The 21,282-nt window shown below is 68.2% G+C and carries 18 protein-coding genes and 2 pseudogenes; 8 read left to right on the forward strand and 12 right to left on the reverse strand.

The genetic code is table 11. The features are described from left to right. Positions 1-72 precede the first annotated feature (72 nt). From ACFY1L_RS05445 to ACFY1L_RS05475, 7 genes and pseudogenes are all read right to left on the reverse strand, one after another. The gene (locus tag ACFY1L_RS05445) at positions 73-1,455 is read right to left on the reverse strand and encodes a hypothetical protein (protein WP_388818444.1); all 1,383 of its coding nucleotides are present in this window, start codon (positions 1,453-1,455) and stop codon (positions 73-75) included. 953 nt (positions 1,456-2,408) lie between these two features. Then, positions 2,409-4,169: an FAD-dependent monooxygenase gene (locus ACFY1L_RS05450; RefSeq protein ID WP_388818447.1), complete on the reverse strand. Its 1,761-nt coding sequence runs from the start codon at positions 4,167-4,169 to the stop codon at positions 2,409-2,411. A 53-nt stretch (positions 4,170-4,222) separates the two neighbouring features. Continuing rightward, a complete protein-coding gene (locus ACFY1L_RS05455) occupies positions 4,223-4,564 on the reverse strand; it encodes a DoxX family protein (protein ID WP_388818450.1) in 342 nt (113 codons plus the stop codon). Between the two features lies 1 nt (position 4,565). Continuing rightward, entirely contained in the window at positions 4,566-5,024 is a 459-nt protein-coding gene (locus ACFY1L_RS05460; RefSeq protein WP_388818988.1) for a hypothetical protein, read from the reverse strand. A 180-nt stretch (positions 5,025-5,204) separates the two neighbouring features. Then, a pseudogene (locus ACFY1L_RS05465) lies at positions 5,205-5,630 on the reverse strand (AMP-binding protein); the annotation flags it as partial. Between the two features lie 126 nt (positions 5,631-5,756). Next, positions 5,757-6,716 carry a fumarylacetoacetate hydrolase family protein gene (locus tag ACFY1L_RS05470; RefSeq protein ID WP_388818453.1) on the reverse strand — a complete coding sequence of 320 codons (960 nt, stop codon included), beginning with the start codon at positions 6,714-6,716 and terminating at the stop codon, positions 5,757-5,759. Continuing rightward, positions 6,713-7,852 (reverse strand): VOC family protein, encoded by a 1,140-nt coding sequence (locus ACFY1L_RS05475; RefSeq protein ID WP_388818991.1) that lies wholly within the window; start codon positions 7,850-7,852, stop codon positions 6,713-6,715. Before ACFY1L_RS05475 ends, ACFY1L_RS05470 begins: the two co-directional genes overlap by 4 nt. A gap of 161 nt (positions 7,853-8,013) precedes the next feature. Here ACFY1L_RS05475 and ACFY1L_RS05480 point away from each other — a divergent pair, with 161 nt between their 5' ends. After that, entirely contained in the window at positions 8,014-8,679 is a 666-nt protein-coding gene (locus ACFY1L_RS05480; RefSeq protein WP_388818456.1) for a TetR/AcrR family transcriptional regulator, read from the forward strand. 854 nt (positions 8,680-9,533) lie between these two features. On the opposite strand, the gene ACFY1L_RS05485 is transcribed toward ACFY1L_RS05480, so the two are convergent. Continuing rightward, positions 9,534-10,178 carry a TetR/AcrR family transcriptional regulator gene (locus ACFY1L_RS05485; protein WP_388818459.1) on the reverse strand — a complete coding sequence of 215 codons (645 nt, stop codon included), beginning with the start codon at positions 10,176-10,178 and terminating at the stop codon, positions 9,534-9,536. A 327-nt stretch (positions 10,179-10,505) separates the two neighbouring features. Here ACFY1L_RS05485 and ACFY1L_RS05490 point away from each other — a divergent pair, with 327 nt between their 5' ends. Beyond that, entirely contained in the window at positions 10,506-10,670 is a 165-nt protein-coding gene (locus ACFY1L_RS05490; protein WP_388818462.1) for a hypothetical protein, read from the forward strand. Between the two features lie 134 nt (positions 10,671-10,804). Here ACFY1L_RS05490 and ACFY1L_RS05495 read toward each other — a convergent pair whose 3' ends face one another. Further along, a complete protein-coding gene (locus ACFY1L_RS05495; protein WP_388818464.1) occupies positions 10,805-11,584 on the reverse strand; it encodes a hypothetical protein in 780 nt (259 codons plus the stop codon). Positions 11,585-11,722: 138 nt separating this feature from the next. Here ACFY1L_RS05495 and ACFY1L_RS05500 point away from each other — a divergent pair, with 138 nt between their 5' ends. Together ACFY1L_RS05500 and ACFY1L_RS05505 are read left to right on the forward strand one after the other, a co-directional pair. Beyond that, positions 11,723-12,886 (forward strand): sensor histidine kinase, encoded by a 1,164-nt coding sequence (locus tag ACFY1L_RS05500; protein ID WP_388818467.1) that lies wholly within the window; start codon positions 11,723-11,725, stop codon positions 12,884-12,886. Then, complete coding sequence (locus ACFY1L_RS05505) at positions 12,883-13,545, forward strand: response regulator (protein ID WP_388818470.1); 663 nt, start codon at positions 12,883-12,885, stop codon at positions 13,543-13,545. Before ACFY1L_RS05500 ends, ACFY1L_RS05505 begins: the two co-directional genes overlap by 4 nt. Before the next feature lie 144 nt (positions 13,546-13,689). On the opposite strand, the gene ACFY1L_RS05510 is transcribed toward ACFY1L_RS05505, so the two are convergent. Both ACFY1L_RS05510 and ACFY1L_RS05515 read right to left on the reverse strand, forming a co-directional pair. Next, on the reverse strand, positions 13,690-15,951 hold the full coding sequence (locus ACFY1L_RS05510; protein WP_388818473.1) for a SpoIIE family protein phosphatase: 2,262 nt from the start codon (positions 15,949-15,951) through the stop codon (positions 13,690-13,692). A gap of 130 nt (positions 15,952-16,081) precedes the next feature. Further along, positions 16,082-16,804, reverse strand: coding sequence for an IclR family transcriptional regulator (locus ACFY1L_RS05515; protein WP_388818994.1), 723 nt, complete (start codon positions 16,802-16,804; stop codon positions 16,082-16,084). Between the two features lie 122 nt (positions 16,805-16,926). On the opposite strand from ACFY1L_RS05515, the gene ACFY1L_RS05520 reads away from it, so the two are divergent. From ACFY1L_RS05520 to ACFY1L_RS05535, 4 genes and pseudogenes are all read left to right on the forward strand, one after another. Beyond that, complete coding sequence (locus tag ACFY1L_RS05520; RefSeq protein WP_388818476.1) at positions 16,927-17,784, forward strand: 2-keto-4-pentenoate hydratase; 858 nt, start codon at positions 16,927-16,929, stop codon at positions 17,782-17,784. After that, positions 17,781-18,725: an acetaldehyde dehydrogenase (acetylating) gene (locus ACFY1L_RS05525; RefSeq protein WP_388818479.1), complete on the forward strand. Its 945-nt coding sequence runs from the start codon at positions 17,781-17,783 to the stop codon at positions 18,723-18,725. Before ACFY1L_RS05520 ends, ACFY1L_RS05525 begins: the two co-directional genes overlap by 4 nt. Further along, positions 18,722-19,741 (forward strand): 4-hydroxy-2-oxovalerate aldolase, encoded by a 1,020-nt coding sequence (gene dmpG / locus ACFY1L_RS05530; protein ID WP_388818482.1) that lies wholly within the window; start codon positions 18,722-18,724, stop codon positions 19,739-19,741. The genes ACFY1L_RS05525 and dmpG overlap by 4 nt, the downstream gene beginning before the upstream one ends. 228 nt (positions 19,742-19,969) lie before the next feature. Beyond that, positions 19,970-20,149: pseudogene (locus ACFY1L_RS05535) on the forward strand (transposase); the annotation flags it as partial. 345 nt (positions 20,150-20,494) lie between these two features. On the opposite strand, the gene ACFY1L_RS05540 reads toward ACFY1L_RS05535, so the two are convergent. Next, the gene (locus ACFY1L_RS05540) at positions 20,495-21,268 is read right to left on the reverse strand and encodes an SDR family NAD(P)-dependent oxidoreductase (protein WP_388818485.1); all 774 of its coding nucleotides are present in this window, start codon (positions 21,266-21,268) and stop codon (positions 20,495-20,497) included. Positions 21,269-21,282 lie beyond the last annotated feature (14 nt).

A 21,282-nucleotide genomic window follows, 5' to 3' on the forward strand; every position in this document is an offset into this window, starting at 1 on the left:
CCGGATGGGCCGAGGGCCGGTGACTTCCGTCACCGGCCCTCGGCTTCTTGGGGTCCGAACGCTCTGTGTCGGTCAGGCGTTCTCGTAGATGCTCAGGTCGTTCTTCCAATTGGTGATGGTGTCGGGGTAAACGGTTCCGTCGATGGGCGGAGTGACGATGAACTGGTCGTCCTTGTCGCCTTGGGCGGCGAACGTCTCGTAGTTCAGGCCGTCGCAGTCGGCCAGCCAGCGGTTGCCGTCAGCGCCTTCGTCCATGCACTCGCCGTTGTAGGCCATCAGCTCGTCGCCGTCCATGAAGAACACCTGGTGCGAGTTGGTCGCGTAGTCGCAGGTGGCCAGTTCGACCTTGCTGTAGCTGCCCGTGGCGTTGAGGCACTGGTTGCCCTGGGAGATCGCGTAGGCGATCGCGCCGTCGCCGTTGGTGTACCCCAGCTTCGTGATGGTCCACGTGTAGTACTCGTTGTTGCCGCTGCCGGAGTGCAGATCCGTGTGGTCGTAGCCGGTGTGACGGGAGTCGTCCACCGCGCGGATCTCGACATTGGTGGCCGACTTCGACGTGGCGGCAGCCTGCACGACGGAGCCGTGGCCGTCGGCGGTGGCGGGACGGATGGAGCCACCTCCGGTGTAGCCGATGCCTGCCACCGGGCTCCACCAACCGGCCGCCACGAGGACGTTGCTGTTGATCCAATCCGCCGCGTTCTGCATGTAGGTGATGAAGCCGGAGCCGAGACCGCCGATCCGGTTCCCCACGGACGTGACGGCCTTGCCGGCCTCGCCCAGCGTGGACGTCACACCCTGCTCGATGTAGTGCTCCGAAAGTGAGTCCAGCCCGGAGAAGGTCAGCATCGAGACCATCGCGTCCAGCAGGGCGTAGCCGGCGGTCTTCCAGTCGATGGTTCCGTCGGTCAGGTACTGGAAGACGAAGGACCCGACGAAACCGCCGAGGAACGCGGCGACGCGGACTCCCCACTTGCAGGCGGCCGGTGCGAGATAGCAGATGATGGTGCTGGCCAGGACGGTAATGGTCGCGTCCACCGCGATCTCGACCGCCCGTGCGCTGATGTAGGACCAGACCGTCTGCTGCGCGCCGAGCTTGCCCCTGCAGTCGGCGACCGCCTTCTGCCGGACGGTGCGCAGGGCGGCGGCCTGCTGGACGGTGAGCGTGCGGGGGGCCGCGGCCGGCTGAACCGTGACCGTGGCAGGGCCTCCCTCGGCCGACGGCCCGGACTTGCCCGGGGGCTGCACGCCGTAGGAGGCCTCGATGGAGTCAGCGGACTGGTCGCAGAGCTGTGTGATCGAGACCTTGTGCAGCGTGGCCCTGTGCGTGGGCATCGTCGGGCCGAGCACGGCGGAGGCCAGGGCGAGGGCCAGGATGGCGATCATGGCCGTCTTCCACAGGGAGATCTTGGTCGGCCCTCTGCGAAGCATCGGGCTCATACGGATTATGGACTGCACAGCGGCAACTCCTTGTCACAGCCGGGAGGAATGGGCACTCGTGCGGGGGTGCTCCAAGGGATGAGGTCAGATCCTGTTGCGCGAGGAGTTGTTCGGCAACGCTGGACATGGGGCAAACAATTGCCTCCACCCAGCGGCTGACCAGGCATTCTCCGGTGGGCGAAGAACATGTGCCGCATGATCCGCCGCGCACGTCCGGCGGCAACGCTGGTGTGGAGCGTGAACCGGAGAACACGACGGCGCATCTGGGAGCGACCGTCGCAATCCGGCGTGGGAACGGAGCCGGCGTCCCACAGACGCCTGCTCTCCCCCAGAGGGAGTGCTCAGCACCTCACGGTCAGAAGCACCAGATGGGTTTCCGCTACGCGCCTGACGTAGTCGACCGCGCTGCGGGTGGCCACGAAGTGCAGCTCCACTTTGCGGAAACGGACGACAGTGGAGCGCACATCGGGCCCCTGATGCGGCATTCAGCGCAAGGCATCCCGCGTGCGGCAGCAGCCCTTGGGCCGCACGGTAGGTAGGCCGGGTGGCGAAGCGTAACCGTCTGCCCAGAGACTGGGCCGGCAGCAGAACGACCTCTGCGACACGCTCGAGGCGCTCGCCGACTCGGTCTTCGCCCCGTTCATGAACTGCCGACTTCTCGGCATAGCCCTGTCCGTCGTGTCTCTTTCGTGAACGGCGTCCGCGCGGTCGCCGCGCCGCCGGCGACCGGTCACACGGTGCTCCTCAAGCCCAGCGAAGAAGCTTCGCGGGCCTGCGGGCTGTTCATCACCGACGTGCTGCGCGACGCCGGGCTGCCGCGCCGACCCCAAGGCACGGGTGGTGAACTTCACCGGGTCGACCGACGTAGCCGCGTCACGGCGCCGGATGAAAACCGAGTACTTGCACAAAAACGCCGACGCGCCCGGGAGGACTCTCGGCCGAGGCCGTTGATGTCTTTCCGGTGCAGCGGCTCAGCTGTGGACTCCCCGGATACGGTCAATCACACACAGGGGCTCCGCGGGTGGAGCGTCTCCGCGCCAGGCGACGTGCTGGTCGGGACGGATGAGGACCAGGTCACGCTCGTAGAGGGCGCGGGCGTGACCGTCGCGTACGTCGACGACCCCGAGAGGGACGTCTCGTGCGGCGGCTGCGTCGGTGAAGGCGCTGACGTCGTGGTCGGCGAATCGCAGCAGGGTGAACCCACGGTGGAAGAGGTCGAACAGGGCACAGCCGTCCTGCAGAAGCAGGCTCGGTGGTCTGGCGCCCGGCCAGGTGCTCGGCGTGTACTCAGCCGTCGTCTGAGGCGGAGCCTGGCCACCGGCTTCGTGACACACCGCGGGCGAGGTGTCGTAGCGATAGCCGAGTTCGATGCCGAGGGCCTCGTTCTCCAGGTTTCCCAGGTCGCTGATCTCACGGCCGAGTCTCTGGCGGGCGCGTGCCCCGAGCCATCGTTCACTGTGCACTGCGGTCCGGTAGGCCGCCTTCACCGCTCCCCGGACGACGCTGTGCCGGGCGGCGGCCGCGCGGTTGCGCAGCGCCACGGCCCGGCGCTCGTACTCATAGGCACGTAGCAGTCCGGGCGTCCCCCACCCCTGGAGCACCGCGGCCAGCGCCCAGCCGAGTCCGACGGCGTCGCCGACGCCGGTGTTCATGCCGTAGCCGCCGACGGGGGGCACCTGGTGGACGGCGTCCCCGGCGAGCCAGACCCGGCCGCGACCATAGGAGTCGGCGACGGTGAGCCTCGGCCTCCAGGCGTTGGCGACCAGGACGTGCATTTCGAACCTGCGACCGACGCGGTCGTAGACGAACTCCCGGGGATCGATGCTGTCGGCGTCGGTTCCGACCCCCAGAGGCGCATGGAGGGTAAAGGTGTCACCGTCGTTCTGTGAGATCAGCGTCCATCCCTCTGGGGACTGCAGGTGCCACACGTTGCCGAAACGGCGGAAGACATCTGTGTCGGGCGTGGTGAAGTGCACCAGGTAGAACCGACCGTCCATGGGCCGTTCCCGGGTGGCTTTGTAGGCCCGCGCCATCGTCGCCACTGTCGTGGGAAGCCCCAGCTCCTTGATGAGCGTCCGCCGCAGGTCGATCTCGTCCAGGCCGATGCCGAGCTGTGCGCGCGTTCGGCTGCCGGCGCCGTCGCATCCGGCCAGGTACTGCGCGCGAACCGTGCGCCGGCGGCCGCCGTCCGCGGAGACCAGCTCGGCCGTGACGCCCTCGGTGTCTTCCTCGAAGCTCTCCAGTGCCCAGCCGTACTCCACCTTCACGTGCTGGGACCGCGCCTCCAGCAGGTCCCGCAGCGCCGGTTCGAGGACCACCTGGGACACCCGCATCCACGGTTCGAGTGGGAGGGTGCCGTCGTTGCGCTCACGGATCGCCTTACGCGTCTCCTCGACGCTGCAGTACTCGAACGAGGCGAGTTCCCAGCCCACCGCGTCGGTCGCCCATGTGACCTTGGTGCGGTGATCGGCCGGGATGGCGATCTTGCGCAAGTCGTCGGCGACGCCGAGGCGGCGGTACAGCTCCATGCTTCGCCCGTTGGTGACATCCATCTTCGGGTGCCGGGTGGTCGAGGCATTGCGCTCCACGAGCAATGCGTCCACGCCGTGGTGTTCCAGTTCCATGGCCAGTGTGAGGCCGACCGGTCCCGCACCGATCACCAGCACCGACGTGGTTTCGAGCGCCGCGGCTCTCGGTCCCTGACGCCGTCCCGGGGTTGTCTGCTTGGCCATCTTGCGACTCATTTCTTGTACGGCTCTGTACAGAAGTTGACCAGGGCTGTGGTCTAGAGGACAACGGTCAGGTAGCCCGCCACCAGGGCGGCCGAGACGATCACCGGTACCAGCGCAGGAGGTCGGTCTCCGGCACGCAGGTGTGCCAGGGCAGCACCGGTGAGCAGTAGCAGGAATCCGGCCGCGGTGGCGACGCCTACGCTGACGACCGTCCATCCGACGAACAGGCCGAGCACACCGGCGAGTTCGAGAAGGCCGATGATGCGGTAGCCACCGACGGTGAACCCCACGTGGGCGGCCCGCTCGGCCATCGCAGGAAGGCCGAGGACCTTTCCGGCGCCCAGCAGCACGAACCACACGGCCAGGATCGAGGTGAGGACGAAGAGCGCGATCATGTCAGTCGTCCTTCGGCTTCCGTTGCAGGATCCGGCATGGCACGGTGAACTTGCCGACCCGGCGTTCCACTTCCGCGGTGGTGTCGGCCGACGCGGAGGCACGCAGCCACACGATGGCCTCAACCGACCCGGAGTCGGCTTCGGCGCTGATCTCTTCGACGTCGTGGATGTCGGCGAGGACATCGCTCAGCACACGGCGGGTGGCGTCGGCACGCAGCGGAGGCTTGTACGGCTTGCCGACCACGGTCACGGGCAACGCGGCGAGGACGCGAACGGCCTTGGGGATAGCGGCCGCCTCGCTGGCGTGCGCCGTGGCCCAGTCGCGAAGTTCGTCCTCGCTGACCATGCCGTGGGCGAGGGTCACGTAGGCCACCGGTACCTCTCCCGCCCGCTGGTCCGGCTGCCCGACGGCCAGCGCACCCGTGACCGCGGGATGGGAGAGCAGCGCGTCCTCGATCACTCGGGGGTCGATGTTGTGACCCCCTCGGATGATGAGGTCCTTCGCGCGTCCGGTGAGGTAGAGGAAGCCGTCCTCGTCGACATGGCCGAGGTCACCGGTGTCCAGCCAGCCGTCGACCAGCTTGCCCCGGCCGCCGATCCGGTAGCCGTCATGGTCGCGGCCCTCGACGTAGCCGGGGAAGACGGTGGGGCCGCTGATGAGGATGGCACCGGTCTCGCCGGCCGACAGCTCCACGCCTGTCTCCACATCCATGATCTTGATCTGCTGGTACGGCAGCCGTTGTCCGACCGAGCCGGGCCGGCGGACCTCCAGAAATCCGCGGACACTGACGCAGGTCGCCTCGGTCAGGCCGTACCCCTCGACCAACGGAATCCCTGTCGCCGTCTCGAAGTCGGTGCGCACGCCCGCAGGCAGCGCGGAGGCGCCGACCATCGCACAGCGCATCGAGCTGATGTCCGCTCCGCCGACCGGGCAAGTGCCCAGCACCGCGTACACGGTGGGTACGGCACTCATCGTGCCGATCCGATAGTGCTCGACGATGCGCCAGAACTCCGCGTACAGCGTGAGGTCGCGGTAGCCCAACGACCCCGCCCACACGACCTGCTGCGCGCCGCAGCAGCTCGTACGAGGTACTGGGCAGCCCGCGTTCGGCCAGCGGCATGGCCTCGATGTCGGCCAGGTCTTCGGGGCGGTCGTAGCTCGGCCACGTGGTGCCGGTGTCGGTGCTGGTGGTCAAGAGAACCTCACCTTGTTCTGCTGCACGCCCAGGTCGATGGCTCCGTCGGGCGTACGGATGGACAGCTCCAGCGCATCCCCGTCATGGAGGTACCTCTCGTTCTTCGCCTGGGCGTTGAAGAACGCCTTCCACTTCATAGCCGGGGGCAGGAGGGCGCCGATGATCTCCACCGGCTTGGGCGGCGCCTTGAGGGCCGTACCACCGGGCGTACCGGTGAGGATGAGGTCGCCGGTGGCAAGAGCCTGGAAGCGGGAGAGCTCCTGCAGGGCCTGCAACGGGCTGTAGATCATGTCGGTGAGGTCGCTGCTCTGGCGAACCTCTCCATTGACATTGAGAACGAGCCTCAGCTCGGAGAGGCGGTCGAGCTCGTCGGCGTCGAGCAGCACGAGGGCGGGGCCGACCGGGGTGAAGGTCGGGTAGGACTTGGCCTCGTAGAACTGGGTCTTGGGCAGCTGTACATCGCGTGCGGAAATGTCGTTGGTGATGACCAGACCGGCTATGTGGTCCTTCCAGCTGGCGGCGGTCACGGTGGTGCCGACGTCGAGGGGGTGTCCGATGACCAGGCCGAGCTCGATCTCGTAGTCGAGGAAGCGGACGTGGGCGGGCTTCACGATCTCGTCGAACGGTCCGCTGATCGACCCCGAGGTCTTGCGGAAGAAGGTCAGCGGGACGGTCTCGGGATCCATGCCCGAATCGCGCACGTGGGAGACGAAGTTGGTCATCTGCGCGACCACTCGGCACGGTGTGGTCACCGGTGACACCAACGGGAGTTCGGTGATGCGGCGCGACTCCGCCGGCAGGGTGCCCGAGCGAGCCGAGGCCAGGGCCATGTGGACCGTGACCACATCGTCGAGTAGTTCGGAGGTCGTGGTCGCGGTGGTGTCGACCGGGACGGCGCGGTACGCGTCGAGCGCGACCCACCACGCGTCGACGGTACGGAAGACGGAGATGCTCATGAGGTAGCCACTTTCAGCAGGCCACGCAGGCGCTCGAGGTCGAACTCGTTGTCGTCGGATCGGAGAGCGGTCAGGATCGAGCGCAGCTCGTTCAGGAACACGCGGCCAGGTGCGATGCCCAGGAAGTCCTTGGTGGCCGGCGGTCCCCACTGCGCCAGGCCGGAAGCCGTCATGGCTGCCCAGCCGGGCTCCAGGGTGGAGTCGAACACGTCACTGTCGGCGAAGTGCTCGACGAGGAAACCGTCGGGGTCGCGCCAGTAGTCGAAGATCTGGCTGCCGAGGATGTGGCGGCCGATGCCCCATGAACGGCTGTAGCCCTCGTCGAGCAGGTACTGTCCGCCCACGGCCAGCGCGTCGAGGTCGGTCACCTCGTACGCCGAGTGCACGTACCGGTTGGAGGGCCCCAGCGTCAGGGCCAGGGTGTGGTGGTCGGTCAGCGTCTTGCCGCGGTCGCAGCGGATGAAGCTCATGGTGGGGCCCCGATCACGCTGGCCCTCGTAGTACAGGAAGTCGCTGACGATCAGGCCGAGGTGCTCCAGGTACCAGTTCAGGGTCCGCAGGTAGCTGGTCGTCTGCAGGACGACGTGCCCGAGGCGGTGTACCGTGGCCGGCTCCCGTGGCGGCCGCTGGGTGGCGTTGACCCGGTCGAGATCGCCGCCGAAGTTCAGTCGCTGCGGCTCCTGCCCCGGCAGGGCAGGCAGCTCGTCGGTGCCGGCGACGACGCGGACCCGTATTCCGCTGGGGTCGAGCAGGTCCACGACCGACCCACCCAGGGTCTGGGGCAGCCGGTTCACCCGAGTGTCGGTGGCGTCGGCCAGCCGCACCAGGTCACGGGTGTCGGCGGCCCGGAAGGCCAGGCCGAGGAACCGCGACCTGGGGCCCTTGCGGATGATCACGCACGGCGAGCCCGCCTGCGTTCCTCGCAGATGCAGCTCGTGGGCGTCGCGGTAGGACGCTACGAAGCCGAACGCCCGGGCGAAGGCTTCGGCGCGGGCCAGGTCGGGCTTGAAGAACTCCAGCCACGCGATGTCGTGGACCTTGATCACAGGGTTTGCCGCCCGGCCCGGATGCTCTCCGGGCAGTGCGCCCTGCTCGGAATGCAAGTCGTTGTGCGTCCCGTGATGGCCGTCGTGCATGCCAAGTCCGGCGCTGGGGTGAGCAGCCACGGTCACCACCTCCTGAAGAAATATTCACTTCCGAAGTTGACGTCAGTCAAGCGAACTGAAGAAATCCTCAAGAAGTCGGGTGGGGCGGCTAGAGTGCAGGTGAAGCGAGTGCGGATGGGATGGAGGATGCGATGGCCGACAAGACCGTTGCCGAGAACACCGCACCCCGGCGAGTCGACCGACGGAGAGCGCGGACCCGGACCGCTCTGGTGCGCGCGGCCCAGCGTCTACTGGCCGAAGGGCGGATGGACGTCCCCATCCTGGAGATCACCGAGCTCGCCGACATCGGAGTCGGTTCCTTCTACAACCACTTCGACAGCAAGGAAGGCCTCTTCCGCGTCGCGGTCGAAGAGGCGCTGGAGGGGTGGGGCACTCTGATGGACCGCCTCACCGCGGACATCGACGACCCCGCGGTCGCGTACGCCCAGAGCTTCCGCCTGACCGGCCGCCTGCACCGCCGCCACCCGGAACTGAGCCGGATCCTCCTGAATCATGGACTCGAGCTGGCTCGCTCCGACCGCGGCCTGGCGCCGCGGGCGTTCCACGACATCAGCGCCGCGGTGAACGCAGGGCGGTTCGAGGTGGAGGACCTGGATCTCGCGCTGGCGGTGACGGCGGGCGCCACGCTGGCACTGGGCGCTCTGCTGCACGAGCAGCCCGACCGTGACGACGCGAAGTCATCGGACCTGGTCGTCCGCGGACTTCTACGGCAGTTCGGCATCCCCGCCGCCGAGGCCGAGCGAATCTGCTCGCTGGACCTGCCGAACCTTGATCTCGTCGACACCGTCATCGCTTGAGGTTCGCCTCCGGCCGGGCGGGGCGACAACGCTTGGCCGCGCGCGGTCCGGGCCAGGTTGACCAAGCCCCGCAGTACCACATGGTCCAAGGAGAGTGGGGTTCATCAGAGAATGGCCGTTCAGAGACGGCCCAGAGCCTGCACGCACCGGAGAGGCGATATAGGCAGGGGACCACGGAGCGGAAGCGGCGCGCCAACGGTGTCGCGACCTGCCGCTGCTTTTCGCCGCCACCGTGGAGTTCGCGGGCGAGCGTGGCTACGACGGTCATCGGTCGCAGCTTCGAGAGCTGGCTGGCCGCCATTGCGCTGCCGGGCGAGGAGGCCGACATACGACTGGAGCGGGTCCCCTCGCCCACCAGACGACAGCCAATGTACTCAGGACCATGTTCTCGGACCTGGACGAGGACAACGCACAGGCCCTGACCCCTACGCCGTCACCAGCACGGACGGCCTGTTCGTGCACCGGGAGATCAACGGCGACGGGTCGACCTGGTGGCACTGTTCGAGCTGCACGCGCAGCCGGTGCACGACACGGCGGCCCGCATGTCGGCGGGGACCCAGCCCCGTAGATGACCGATCCACCAGCCGCACTCCTGCCGTGCGCAGTGGAGGTTGCGGAAGGTGGTACGGAAGATCTCGGGTCCAACGAGGTCGATCGTTTCCAGGCGGCCCATGAACGAGCTCCGCTGTAAAGCCGGCGCGTGGTGACGGTAATTTCACTGGACCATCCATTACCGGGCGAACTGAGTTACCTGGAGCCGAGAAGGCCGTGCTTCCAGTTCCGACCCGAGTCGGGCCGGTCGGCAGAGGCGTGAGGTGGGGACTCGAAGGCTCACCGACAGGCGTGCCGGGAACTCAGTCGTCAGCGGTCACCGCTACGAACGTGGCGGCGACATCGTCGACCACGACACGCGCCCGCTGCGCCGGCACACCGGCCGCGACGAGCGTGACGGCGGTGACCTGGGTGCCATCGTCCTCCAGCGCTCCGGTGTTGACCTGCTCCAGCAGCGCAACTGTCATCGACTCCAGTCCGGCGCTGAGTACGGCTGGCGGCACATGGCCGTGGAAGACACCGTCCCGCTGTCCTCGCTCCAGAATGGCCGTAACCGCGTCGCGGGCCGGTGCCAGGATCTCGGCGACCCGTTCCGTGCCCAGGTCGTGCCGGGCCAGCGCCAGAAGCATCCGGTAGCGGTCCCCTACGGGCCACATCGTCAACGAGAAGTACGCGAGGGCCCGCTCGGCGGGCTCCGTCGGCTTCACCCCGGCAGCAACCGCATCCCGGAGGGTCTCGGCGGCCTCCTCGGCGAGCGCCTCAAGCAGCGCCGTCCGTCCGGGAAAGTGTCCGAACAGGGTGCGCCGCACAACACCGGAGGCCCGCGCCAGCTCCTCCAACGTGATGTCCGGGTTCTTCCCGAGTTCCCGGCGGGCCGTGGCCAGGATGCGCGCCCGGTTGGACCGAGCGTTACGTCGCTGCGGCACGCGGGCAACGGGCTTGGTCACGGACAACCTCGACGGATCATGCGGAGAACGACAGAACAAGGCAATCGACAGAACAGAACGAATGGCTCGTCCATTCTGACACGCGGGACCTGCGCGTTATCCGGGACGGGAGGTTCGAGGCGTGGCCAAGACCGGGCCCGGCAAGAAACCGGACCAGTGCCGACGCTGGAAGGAGAACCATCCGTCCTCGTCGGCGAGCAGGACGTCGACGGGCCTGACCGTGACGCCCCGTCCGACACCGGCACATCGGCCTCACGGCGCCGGCCTTGCTGACCGGTGTTGCGGGTCTGTGTCCGGTGCGACAGCGCAGCCGCCGTGGGCCGCGAGATGGCCAGGGGTGACCGTGTCGCCGGGATGGCGGTGTCCCAGGTGGAGGCGGTCACCACAGGGTGCTCTACGACATGGAGCGGGACACGACGCATACCGAGTCCACGCAGTGCGCGAGCCATCGCGGCCCGCGTCGGTGACGTCATGGCGCACCACGCCCGGTGACCGGGGCCAGCGGCGAGGCCGGGCCCTCGGTCTGCCATGGCCTGGAAGAGCCCGCACGACACCGATCCCGAGTCCCCGTCAGGGGCTTGACGGGGACTCATGAATGATCGGGGTCGGCTCTACCCCCGGCGTGGTCAACGGTTCTGAGCGGTCGCCTCCAGGGGTGCTGCTTTCGAGGGGTTGGATCGGCGGTGTTGTGAACCGATAATTGCGATAACTCCCGCAAGGAGAATCCCGAGGAGCAGGCTGATGGGCCCTGTACCCAATTGAAGTCCGTCCCCATAAGGGGCAGGTACGGAGAGCCAGTCCGCGACAGAGGCGCCCAGGGGGCGGGTGATGGTGTAGGCGAACCAGAAAGCCAGGACTTCGTTGAGACGGAACCAGCGATAGCCGGCTGCCGGGACCAGAATGATCCCGAGGAAGACGAAGGACGAGGCCAAGGTGCCGAGGCCCAGGGTGACGGCCGCGAAATCGCCCGCGGCTGTTCCCAGAGCGAAGGTGCACAGGACGGTCAGCCAGTAAAACAGCTCCTGCAGACGGTTGTTGATGCTGTGCACGTCCAAGGTTCGTTGTGTCGCGTACCAGGCGGCGAAGACGGCGATCTGGACGGCCGCCAGCATCAGCGTGGAGACGTACAGGGGCATCCCCAGGTCCTTGTTCAGGAAGTCCGCCGACATCGTCCCGAAGATGCTCACGGACGTTACCGCGAGCCAGTAGACCCAAGGGATGTACTTGGTGGTGGTGATCTGCACGGTCAGGCATACGAGGAGCAGACCGAGGCCCATGAGCATGGCCAGATGCTGTCCGATGTAGTCGTTGAAGAAGACGTAGTCCGAGAAAGACTCACCGAATCCGGTAGTGCACAGTTTCGCGATCCAGAAGATGGGGGCGATCTCCGGCACCTTCATGGCCATCGTCGCTGGTCGTGTTCTCATATCGCGAAGCTAGAAGCGACACCGGGACCGGCACATCCAACGATGGTGGTCACTTTGGGGCGGATGTAAGACCTTCGATTGACGCCGCTGGGAGCGCCCTTCCGTAATGTCGGCGGGGTGAAGCACCTCCAGCCGGCGGGCCGACTGTCCCGGGCCCACCCGTCCCTGTCCCGCGTACTGCTGCTCGGGCCGCCCGTCCTGTGCACCGTCGCCGCGTCGCACGAGTTGCTCTACAACCGGTCCGGAGCGCTGAACTGGGTGCTGGCGATCGCGGTGATCTGTCCCCTCGTGCTGCGCCGCCGAGCACCGGTCGTTGTGTTCTGGTTCTGCTGGGCCGTGGCAATGGCGACCTGGGCGCTCGACACGGTCTCGTTCTCCGAGTTCGCGGTGCTCGTCGCGCTCTACACCGTCGCCGCCCACCGCGGTCTGCGGCATTCGCTCGGCGCCGCGGCGGCCGTCGAGCTCGGTGTCGTCCTGGTGGCGGTGCGGTTCGCCCCGGCCGCAAGCATCAACGACGCCTTCGTCATCCTCAGCGGGCTGGCCGCCGCGGCGTTCTTCCTCGGCACCACCGTGCGGGCCCAGCGCCGCTACCTCGCCTCCGTCGAGGACCGTGCGCAACGGCTGGAACAGGAGCGCGCGCAGCAGGCGCAGCTCGCCGCGGCGGCCGAACGCACCCGGATCGCGCGGGAGATGCACGACATCGTCGCCCACGGCCTGGTCGTCGTCGTCGCTCTCGCTGAGGCCGCGGCCGCGACCACGGCAACCGATCCGGAGGGCGCCCGCGGGAAGATGTTTCAGGCGGCGTCGACCGGCCGGCAGTCCCTCGCCGGAATGCGTCGGCTCCTCGGCGTCCTGCGTGCGGACGACGGTGGCGATCGGGCCCCTCAGCCCGACCTCGGTTCACTCAAGGCCCTGGTGGACCAGACCCGTGGCACCGGTCTGGACGTCCGGCTGACCGAGAGCGGCAGCCGGGCGACCCTGAGCGCGGCGGCGCAGACAACGGTCTACCGAATCCTGCAAGAGTCCCTCACGAATGTCGTCAAGCACGCCCGGGACGCGTCGAAGGTGGATGTCGTCCTGCACTGTGGCTGGGACCTGATCGGCTTCAGCGTCACCGATGATGGCAAGCCGACCCGTGGAGCCGGCGCCGGAGAAACTGCGGGCAACGGGTTGACCGGGATGCGGGAACGGGTCGCGATGTTCGACGGCAATCTCCGGGCGGGGCCCACCGCGTCCGGGTGGGTCGTCTCCGGCGAGCTGAAGCTGGGGGAACCGCGATGACGGTCTCGGTCCTCCTCGCCGACGACCAGGCACTCGTCCGCATGGCCTTCCGCAGCCTCCTCGACACGATGCCGGACATCACCGTCCGCGGCGAAGCCGCCAACGGGGAGGAGGCGGTCGACCTCGCGCGGCGCACCTTGCCGGACGTGGTGCTCATGGACGTACGCATGCCGGTCATGGACGGCATCGAAGCGACCCGGCGCATCACCTCCAGGACGGCCTCCCGCGTTCTCATCCTCACCACCTTCGACCTCGACGAATACGCCTTCGAAGGCCTCCGCGCCGGAGCTTGCGGATTCCTCCTCAAGGACGTCGTCCCGGCCGTACTGCAGGCGGCGATCCGGGCCGTGGCCTCCGGCGACGCCGTCCTCACCCCGCGCATCACCCGCGGTCTCGTCGACCGCTTCGCCCAGATCGCCGCGTGGCCCCGCGCAGACGACGCGGGCGCACTCTTCGCCCAACTGACGGCCCGCGAAAGGGACGTGTTCCACCTCATCGCCGCCGGCCTGTCGAACGCCGAGATCGCCGAACGTCTCTTCCTCACCGAGGCCACGGTCAAGACCCACATCACCCGCATCCTCACCAAACTGCAGCTCCGCGACCGGGTGCAGGTCGTGATCTTCGCCTACGAACACCAGCTGCGCACGCACGGCGGCTAGTGTGACGGGCGCCGACGGCGGCGACCGTTCCCCAGCTCGGCGAAATCGTAGGAACTCGGTACGGGCGGCACGTCATGGAGTCGGAGGCTCCACCTGGCAGGTAGTCGGCACTCTGACGCGCCACGGCCCAGGCCGACAGCGCAGTCACAGGTGGGGCGAGTGGATCCCGATGGCCGGAAGTTGTTGCTCCGCCCAAATGACTTTGCCTTCGCGGGTGTGCCGCGTGCCCCAGTTCCCGGCGAGCTGGGCGACCAGGAGCAGGCCACGGCCGTTCTCGTCGAAGGTGCGGGCCCGACGCAGGTGCGGAGCGGTGCTGCTGTTGTCGGAGACCTCGCACGTCAGAGTCGTGTGGCGGATCATCCGCAGCCGAATGGGGGGTTTGCCGTAGCGGATGGCGTTGGTCACCAGCTCGCTGACCATGAGCTCCGTAGTGAATGCCATGTCCTCCAGCCCCCAGGCGGACAGCTGCTCGGATGCGTGCGTGCGGGTTTCGGAGACGATCGCCGGGTCGGGGAGGAGGTCCCAGGTGGCGACCTGGTCGGCATCAAGAGCCCGGGTCCGCGCTATGAGGAGAGCGACGTCATCGGAGGGGCGGCTGGGAAGCAGCGCGGACAGCAGCCTGTCGCAGGTGTCCTCCAGCGAGGCCGGCGCCCGGGCGAGAACCTCGCGCATCAGTGCGAGTCCGGTGTCCACGTCCCGAGCCCGGTCTTCGAGGAGGCCGTCGGTGTACAGCACCAGAAGGCTGCCTTCCGGCACTTCGAATTGGGCAGTTTCGAAAGGTAGCCCGCCCAGGCCCAGTGGCGGGCCGATCGGCAGCTGCGGGAAATCGACGGTGCAGGAGACCGAGCCATCGCCGCTCGGAGTCGATGGAGTCACCACCGCCGGCAGGACGTGTCCGGCGCTGGCCAGGGAACACAGGCGGGACACCGGGTCGTAGACCGCGTAGAGACACGTGGCGCTCATCTCGTCGGCACCTCGTGCCTCCTCGCGCTCGAGGCGGATGACCACGTCGTCCAGGTGGGTCAGCAGTTCGTCGGGTACCAGGTCGATGTCGGCGAAAGCACGGACGGCCGTCCGCAGTCGGCCCATCGTGGCGGAGGCATGGAGGCCGCGGCCGACCACGTCCCCCACGACGAGGCCGACGCGGGCTCCGGAGAGCGGGATCACGTCGTACCAGTCGCCGCCCACGCCCGCGCGGGATCCGGAGGGGAGGTAGCGGCATGCTGTCTCGACGGCGGGCTGTTCCGGCACCTGCTGCTGCAGCAAGCTGCGCTGGAGGGTGAGCGCGGTGAGGCGCTCCTGGGTGTAGCGGCGGGCGTTGTCTATGGAGACGGCTGCTCTGGAGGCGATCTCGTTGGCCAGGAGCAGATCGTCGTCGTCGAAGGGGTCTGTGGTCCGGTGACGCATGAATTGAGCAAGTCCCAGGGTATTTCCACGGGCCTGCAGCGGCACCAGCAGGATCGAGTGGACACCAAGAGTGCGCAGGGCACGTCCGTGGTCCGGAGACACGGCCAACCACCCGGGGATGTCGGCCGTCGTGATGCGGTGCCGCTGAGGCTGCCCGGTGGCCAGTGCGCGAGCCGGATCCGACTCCTCGGGGTAGGTGTGCTTCTGCCCTGTGCCGCCCTCTAATTCCGGACAGCCGTCCAATACGGACTGCTGAGCGACCCGACGAAGTACCGGCCGGACGGCCTTCGGCTCCTCGCCCTCTTCCTGGAACGCGGAGTCGAGCAGGTCAACGGTGACGAGATCAGCGAAGTGGTCGGTACTGACGGTTGCCAGCTCCTGAGCAGTTCGGGTGACATCGAGCGTGGTTCCGATCCGCGCGCCGGCCTCGTTGATCACGATCAGCCGCCGCTGCAGCCAGCGGTCGCGTTCCTCCTGGTACGCCATGACGGCCTGTTCCGAGGTGCGATCGACGTACTCGAAACTCTGCGCACCCAGTGTGATCACCGTAGCGCTGATCAGTTCCGTGTCGCTGGTGAGGTGGGCCGCCTCGTCACAGATCAGCTGAAGCAGACCGGCGTGGCCGAGCCGGTAGCTGCGCAGGAGCTTGTTGATGGGCACACCGTGCCGAGCGAATCGGCGAGCAACGTCGATACCAGCAGGCAGGGCCTTGACCTTGGTCACATCGAGGCTGTGCTCGTTGAGATCCAGCACGGCGATGACGTGTCCGGACACGGCCACCGGCACCGCAGTGGCGAGGTCCTCGTATTTCCACAGGTCAGGAAGCTCGCTGCGGATAAGGTCCACCACCGCGTCGACCAGCTGATCCGCTCGAGGCTTGAGCCCTCGGGCAACTTCGGAGAGGAAAGCCTCGACGTGGCTCGTCACAACAGAAAATGTTACACGCAATGCACGCAATGCACATAGGTGGGCATATCCGACCGGGACGGGTTTACTCATCGCCGCGCAAGTATTGGAGGCAGCCATCACGGTCCAGGCACAACCGGCAAGGCACCCGGTGCCGGGAAGCCCACACCCCCCGCTCGACGCCGGGCGTATGCACCGACAGGCGACAGCACCTGTGTTGCGATCAGCCGGCCCCGCGCAACACACGGGACAGGCCCAGGGCCGCCGTCCGTACAGCGGGAGCGAGTTGGGCGGGGCTGAAGCGGGTACGGGGGACGGCCACCGAGAGGGCGGCGACCGTGGCGTCGCCCGCGAAGACGGGGGCGGCGATGCAGCTGACGCCGAGGGCGGCCTCCTGTTCCTCGTAGGCGAGGCCGGAGACCTGGGTCTTCTCCAGGGCCATGCGTAGGCGGGCCGGGTCGGTGATGGAGTACGGCGTGAGGCTGGGCAACGGGCGTGACAGCACCTCCTCGGTCAGCTCGGCGCCGGAGAAGGCGAGCAGGGCCTTGCCGACGCCGGTGCAGGTCAGGGGCAGGCTGCCGCCGATGCGGGAGGGCAGTTGCAGCGCCTCGTGGCCGTGGATACGTTCGAGGTAGACCACATCCAGTCCCTCGCGGACGCCAAGGTGGACGGTCTCGCGCGTGGCCTCGAACAGGTCGTGCAGGAAGGGCAGGGCGGTCTCCCGCAGATCGAGCCGGTGCGGGACGAGTGAGCCGAGTTCGAAGAGCTTCGCGCCGAGCCGGTACTGGGTGCCGGTGCGCTCCAGCCAGCCCAGCCGGACCAGGTCCGCCGCCAGCCGGTGCACTGTCGGCTTGGGAAGGCCCGTGCGCTCCGATAGTTCCGACAGCCGGTACGGCCCGCCGCTCGGGCTGAAGGATTCAAGGATGAAGGTGGCCTTTTCCAGCATGCTGCCGCCGACGATGTTCCGTGTCACGGAACAGATGTTGTCCCATCGACGGGGTGCTGTCTATATCGATGTCTGTACCGGGAGCCGTGCCCGGACCACCACTCCCCCTCTGGAGGTATCCCGTGTCGACCGTGCTCGACGGCGTCCGCCCGGACGCCGTTCCACCGGCCGTGGTCAAGGCCGCCGACCTGCTGGCGGAGGCCACCCGCACCGGGGTCGCCTGCCCACCGGTGCGGACCCTGCTTGACGACGGCGACCTGGAGACCGCGTACGCCGTGCAGCAGCTGAACGTCCGGCGTGGCCTGGACGTCGGCCGCCGGATCGTCGGCCGCAAGATCGGCTTGACTTCCGTGGCCGTGCAGCGGCAACTCGGCGTGGACCAGCCCGACTTCGGCGCACTGTTCGCGGACATGGCCGTGCCGGACGGCGGCGAGGTGCCGGTCGGGCGGCTGCTGCAGCCCAAGGTGGAGGCCGAGGTCGCTCTCGTCCTCGGCCGCGATCTTCCGCACCGGGAGTGCACGGTCGTCGACCTCCTGCGAGCGGTCGACTTCGCGCTGCCCGCGCTGGAGATCGTCGACAGCCGTATCGTGGACTGGGACATCTCCCTCGTCGACACGGTCGCCGACAACGCTTCCTGCGGTCTGTACGTCCTGGGCGCCACGCCCGTGCCGCTCACCGGGGTCGACCTCCGCGCCGTGACGATGACCATGGCCCGCAACGGGTCGGCCGTCTCGGAGGGCACCGGCGCCGACTGTCTGGGCAGCCCGCTCAACGCGGCGGTCTGGCTGGCATCCGCCCTCGCGGAGCGCGGCGACCCGCTACGGGCGGGCGACCTGGTGCTGACCGGGGCCCTGGGCCCGATGGCCCCAGCCACCCCGGGTGACTACTTCGAGGCCCACATCTCCGAGCTGGGCTCGGTGCGCGTCGGGTTCGCCGAAGACGCCACGACGACGGTCACGGCAGAAGGAGATGACCAGTGAGCAGCAGGACCAAGGTCGCCGTCATCGGCTCCGGCAACATCGGCACCGACCTCATGATCAAGATCTTGCGACTCTCCGAGAGCCTGGAGATCGCAGCGATGGCCGGGATCGACCCGGACTCCGACGGCCTGGCCCGCGCCCGCCGCCTGAAGGTGGCCACCACCCACGACGGGGTCGAGGGCCTGGTGGCTCTGGACGAGTTCGCCGACGTCGAGATCGTCTTCGACGCGACCTCGGCCGGTGCCCACCGCCACCACGAGGACGTGCTCCGTCCGCTGGGCCGCACTCTCGTCGACCTCACCCCCGCGGCCATCGGCCCCTACGTGGTGCCCCCGGTCAACGGCGACGCCCACCTCGACGCCCCGAACGTCAACATGGTCACCTGCGGCGGCCAGGCCACCATCCCGATCGTGGCCGCGGTGAACGCGGTCACCCCGGTCCACTACGGGGAGATCGTCGCGTCCATAGCCTCCCGCTCGGCCGGACCCGGTACCCGGGCCAACATCGACGAGTTCACCGAGACCACCTCCTCCGCCGTCGAGCAGGTCGGCGGCGCCGCCCGCGGCAAGGCGATCATCGTCCTCAACCCGGCCGAACCCCCGCTGATCATGCGGGACACCGTGCACTGCCTGGTGTCCGGCTGCGCCACCGAGGCCGTCACGGCGTCGATCGAGGAGATGGTCGGCCGTGTCCAGGCGTACGTGCCCGGCTACCGGCTCAAGCAGAAGGTGCAGTTCGACCGGGTGGCGACGGACGACCCGCTGCGCACCCTCGCTCTCGGCACCGACGAGGCCCTGAAGGTGTCGGTCTTCCTGGAGGTCGAGGGGGCCGCCCACTACCTGCCGGCCTACGCCGGGAACCTCGACATCATGACCTCGGCCGCGCTGCGCACCGCGGAACGCATGGCCGCCCACCGCTCAACCGAGAGGGCCACGCGATGACCCGTCTGTACGTCCAGGACGTCACCCTGCGGGACGGCATGCACGCCGTCCGGCACCGCTACACCGTCGACCAGGCCCGCACCATCGCCGCCGCCCTGGACTCCGCCGGCGTGGCCGCCATCGAGATCGCCCACGGCGACGGACTCTCCGGCTCCAGCATCAACTACGGCGTCGGCGCCCACACCGACTGGGAGTGGATCGAGGCCGTCACCGACGTCACGCACCACGCGGTGCCCACCACCCTCCTGCTGCCCGGCATCGGCACCCTGCACGACCTCAGGCAGGCCCACACCCTGGGCATCCGCTCGGTACGGGTCGCCACCCACTGCACCGAGGCCGACATCGCCGCCCAGCACATCGCCGCCGCCCGCGACCTGGGCATGGACGTCGCCGGGTTCCTGATGATGTCCCACATGGCCGAGCCGGCCGAACTCGCCCGCCAAGCCAAGCTGATGGAGTCCTACGGCGCCCACTGCGTCTACGTCACCGACTCCGGCGGCCGCCTCACCATGGACGGCGTCCGCGACCGCTTCCGCGCCTACCGCGAAGTCCTCGACCCTGCCACCGAGCTCGGCATCCACGCCCACCACAACCTCGCCCTCGGCGTCGCCAACAGCGTGGTCGCCGTGGAGAGCGGCGCCGTACGGGTCGATGCCTCGCTCGCCGGACAGGGCGCCGGGGCGGGCAACTGCCCGCTGGAGGCGTTCGTCGCCGTCGCCGACCTGATGGGCTGGAAGCACGCCTGCGACCTGTTCCCGCTCATGGACGCCGCCGACGACCTCGTACGACCGCTGCAGGACCGTGAGGTGCGGGTGGACCGCGAGACGCTCAGCCTCGGCTACGCGGGCGTGTACTCCAGCTTCCTGCGCCACGCCGAGACCGCCGCCGCCCGCTACGGGCTGGACACCCGCAGCATCCTGGTCGAGGTCGGCCGTCGGGGCATGGTCGGCGGCCAAGAGGACATGATCACCGACATCGCCCTCGACCTGGTGGCGCGGACGGAGAGCAACTCCTGATCGCGGGCGACAGAGAAGAGAGCCCCGGCCGGGGCTCACCGCTGCCGGTAAGCCGCAAGCTGATTCCCCTGGGGCAGCATCCGGGGGATCGTAATCGTGCTGGCCAGTATGCCCCCGCCGGTGGTTCCGTCGTTGACAGCCCAGAAGCCCAGCCGCGGACAGCCCCTGGGCGAGCGGCTAATTAAGTGCGCGTTTATCTGGTTCTGTTCAGGTAAGTTCATTTCGCGCTTGCCTCAGCGGAAGCCGTATCCGAGCGACCTGTCCGACGCCCGACGGGCCTTGATCGAGCCGACTTTGACAGCTTGCAGAAAGGCCCGACTTGACCGCAGACCCATCGGAAAACCGGCGTCGGTCGAACTACGCGACGTCCTCGACGCGCTCCCCTACGTCAAGCGCAAGGGAATCCCCGGAGGCTGTGAGTACTCGGCCGTGGATCATGGACGACGACTTGTGGCGCTGATCGTGCCGCTGCTGCCGCCCTGGCCACAGAAGTTGCCGGGCACGCGGCCGGTGCCGGATCTGCTGTGCCTGCAGGGCACCCTGTACGTACTCCCAGCGACATAGCCTGGCAACTCCTGCCCCTGGAGCTAGGGTTTAGCTCCGGACGGACGTGCTGGCGACAAGATGCCGCGACTGGCAGCGGGCGCAAGATCATCGCCGCCCGACTCGTCCAGCCTGAACGGATTGCGCAGCCATCCTTCTCCCACCGAAGGGGGGGGGCCATTTCCGTTCGCCGCAGCTGTCCGCGACGGCCTACCGCGGCCCGTCCTTCCGCCCGGTCTTCGAGCTGATCCCGCCGAGCAGCCCCCGTGGCAGCACCTTCACGGCGCCCATCATCACCTTGTACCGCGGGTCTGGGATGGACAGCGACTTGCCGCGCGCCAGGTCCGCCAGCGCCGCCGCGACCAGCTTGTCCGCGTCGAGCCACATCCAATTCGGGATGTTGTCCGTACTCTTCTCGGCCCGCTGGTGGAACTCGGTCCGCGCGAAGCCCGGGCACAGTGCCATCAGCCGTACGCCGCTACCCGTCAGGTCCTTCGCCACGCCCTGAGTGAACTGCACGACCCACGCCTTGGACGCCCCGTAAGTCCCGCGTGGCATGAAGGCCGCCACCGACGCCAGGTTGACGACCCCGCCCCGGCCTCGCTCCCGCATCGCCAGGGTCGCCGCCGAGGTCAGCCGTAGCACCGCCTCGCAGTGCACCTTGAGCAACTTCAATTCGTCGGCCACCGGTACGTCGAGGTAGGGGCCCCTGTTGGCGAAGCCGGCGTTGTTGACCAGCAGGTCGACCGGCTTCTCGCGGTCGGCCAGACGCCGCTCGACGGCCTCGATGCCGTCATCCGTCGCCAGGTCGGCCGTCAGCACCTCCGTCTTGATGCCATGCCGGTCGCGCAACTCGGTCGCCTGCTCACGCAGCCGCTTCGTGTCGCGTGCCATCAGGACGAGGTCGTGGCCGTCAGCCGCCAGTCGCCGAGCGAAGGCGGCACCGATACCCGCGGTCGAACCCGTAACCAGAGACGTTGTCATGGGCAACTTCCTAC

Source organism: Streptomyces sp. NPDC001663 (genome assembly GCF_042893105.1).
Classification (GTDB): Bacteria; Actinomycetota; Actinomycetes; order Streptomycetales; family Streptomycetaceae; genus Streptomyces.

Bases quoted from the DNA above. Each gene is read 5' to 3' on its own strand.
- ACFY1L_RS05450 (WP_388818447.1), bottom strand. From the start codon at position 4,169: ATGGCCAAGCAGACAACCCCGGGACGGCGTCAGGGACCGAGAGCCGCG.
- ACFY1L_RS05455 (WP_388818450.1), bottom strand. From the start codon at position 4,564: ATGATCGCGCTCTTCGTCCTCACCTCGATCCTGGCCGTGTGGTTCGTG.
- ACFY1L_RS05470 (WP_388818453.1), bottom strand. From the start codon at position 6,716: ATGAGCATCTCCGTCTTCCGTACCGTCGACGCGTGGTGGGTCGCGCTC.
- ACFY1L_RS05475 (WP_388818991.1), bottom strand. From the start codon at position 7,852: ATGCACGACGGCCATCACGGGACGCACAACGACTTGCATTCCGAGCAG.
- ACFY1L_RS05480 (WP_388818456.1), top strand. From the start codon at position 8,014: ATGGCCGACAAGACCGTTGCCGAGAACACCGCACCCCGGCGAGTCGAC.
- ACFY1L_RS05490 (WP_388818462.1), top strand. From the start codon at position 10,506: ATGGCCAGGGGTGACCGTGTCGCCGGGATGGCGGTGTCCCAGGTGGAG.
- ACFY1L_RS05495 (WP_388818464.1), bottom strand. From the start codon at position 11,584: ATGGCCATGAAGGTGCCGGAGATCGCCCCCATCTTCTGGATCGCGAAA.
- ACFY1L_RS05505 (WP_388818470.1), top strand. From the start codon at position 12,883: ATGACGGTCTCGGTCCTCCTCGCCGACGACCAGGCACTCGTCCGCATG.
- ACFY1L_RS05510 (WP_388818473.1), bottom strand. From the start codon at position 15,951: ATGAGTAAACCCGTCCCGGTCGGATATGCCCACCTATGTGCATTGCGT.
- ACFY1L_RS05515 (WP_388818994.1), bottom strand. From the start codon at position 16,804: ATGCTGGAAAAGGCCACCTTCATCCTTGAATCCTTCAGCCCGAGCGGC.
- dmpG (WP_388818482.1), top strand. From the start codon at position 18,722: ATGACCCGTCTGTACGTCCAGGACGTCACCCTGCGGGACGGCATGCAC.
- ACFY1L_RS05540 (WP_388818485.1), bottom strand. From the start codon at position 21,268: ATGACAACGTCTCTGGTTACGGGTTCGACCGCGGGTATCGGTGCCGCC.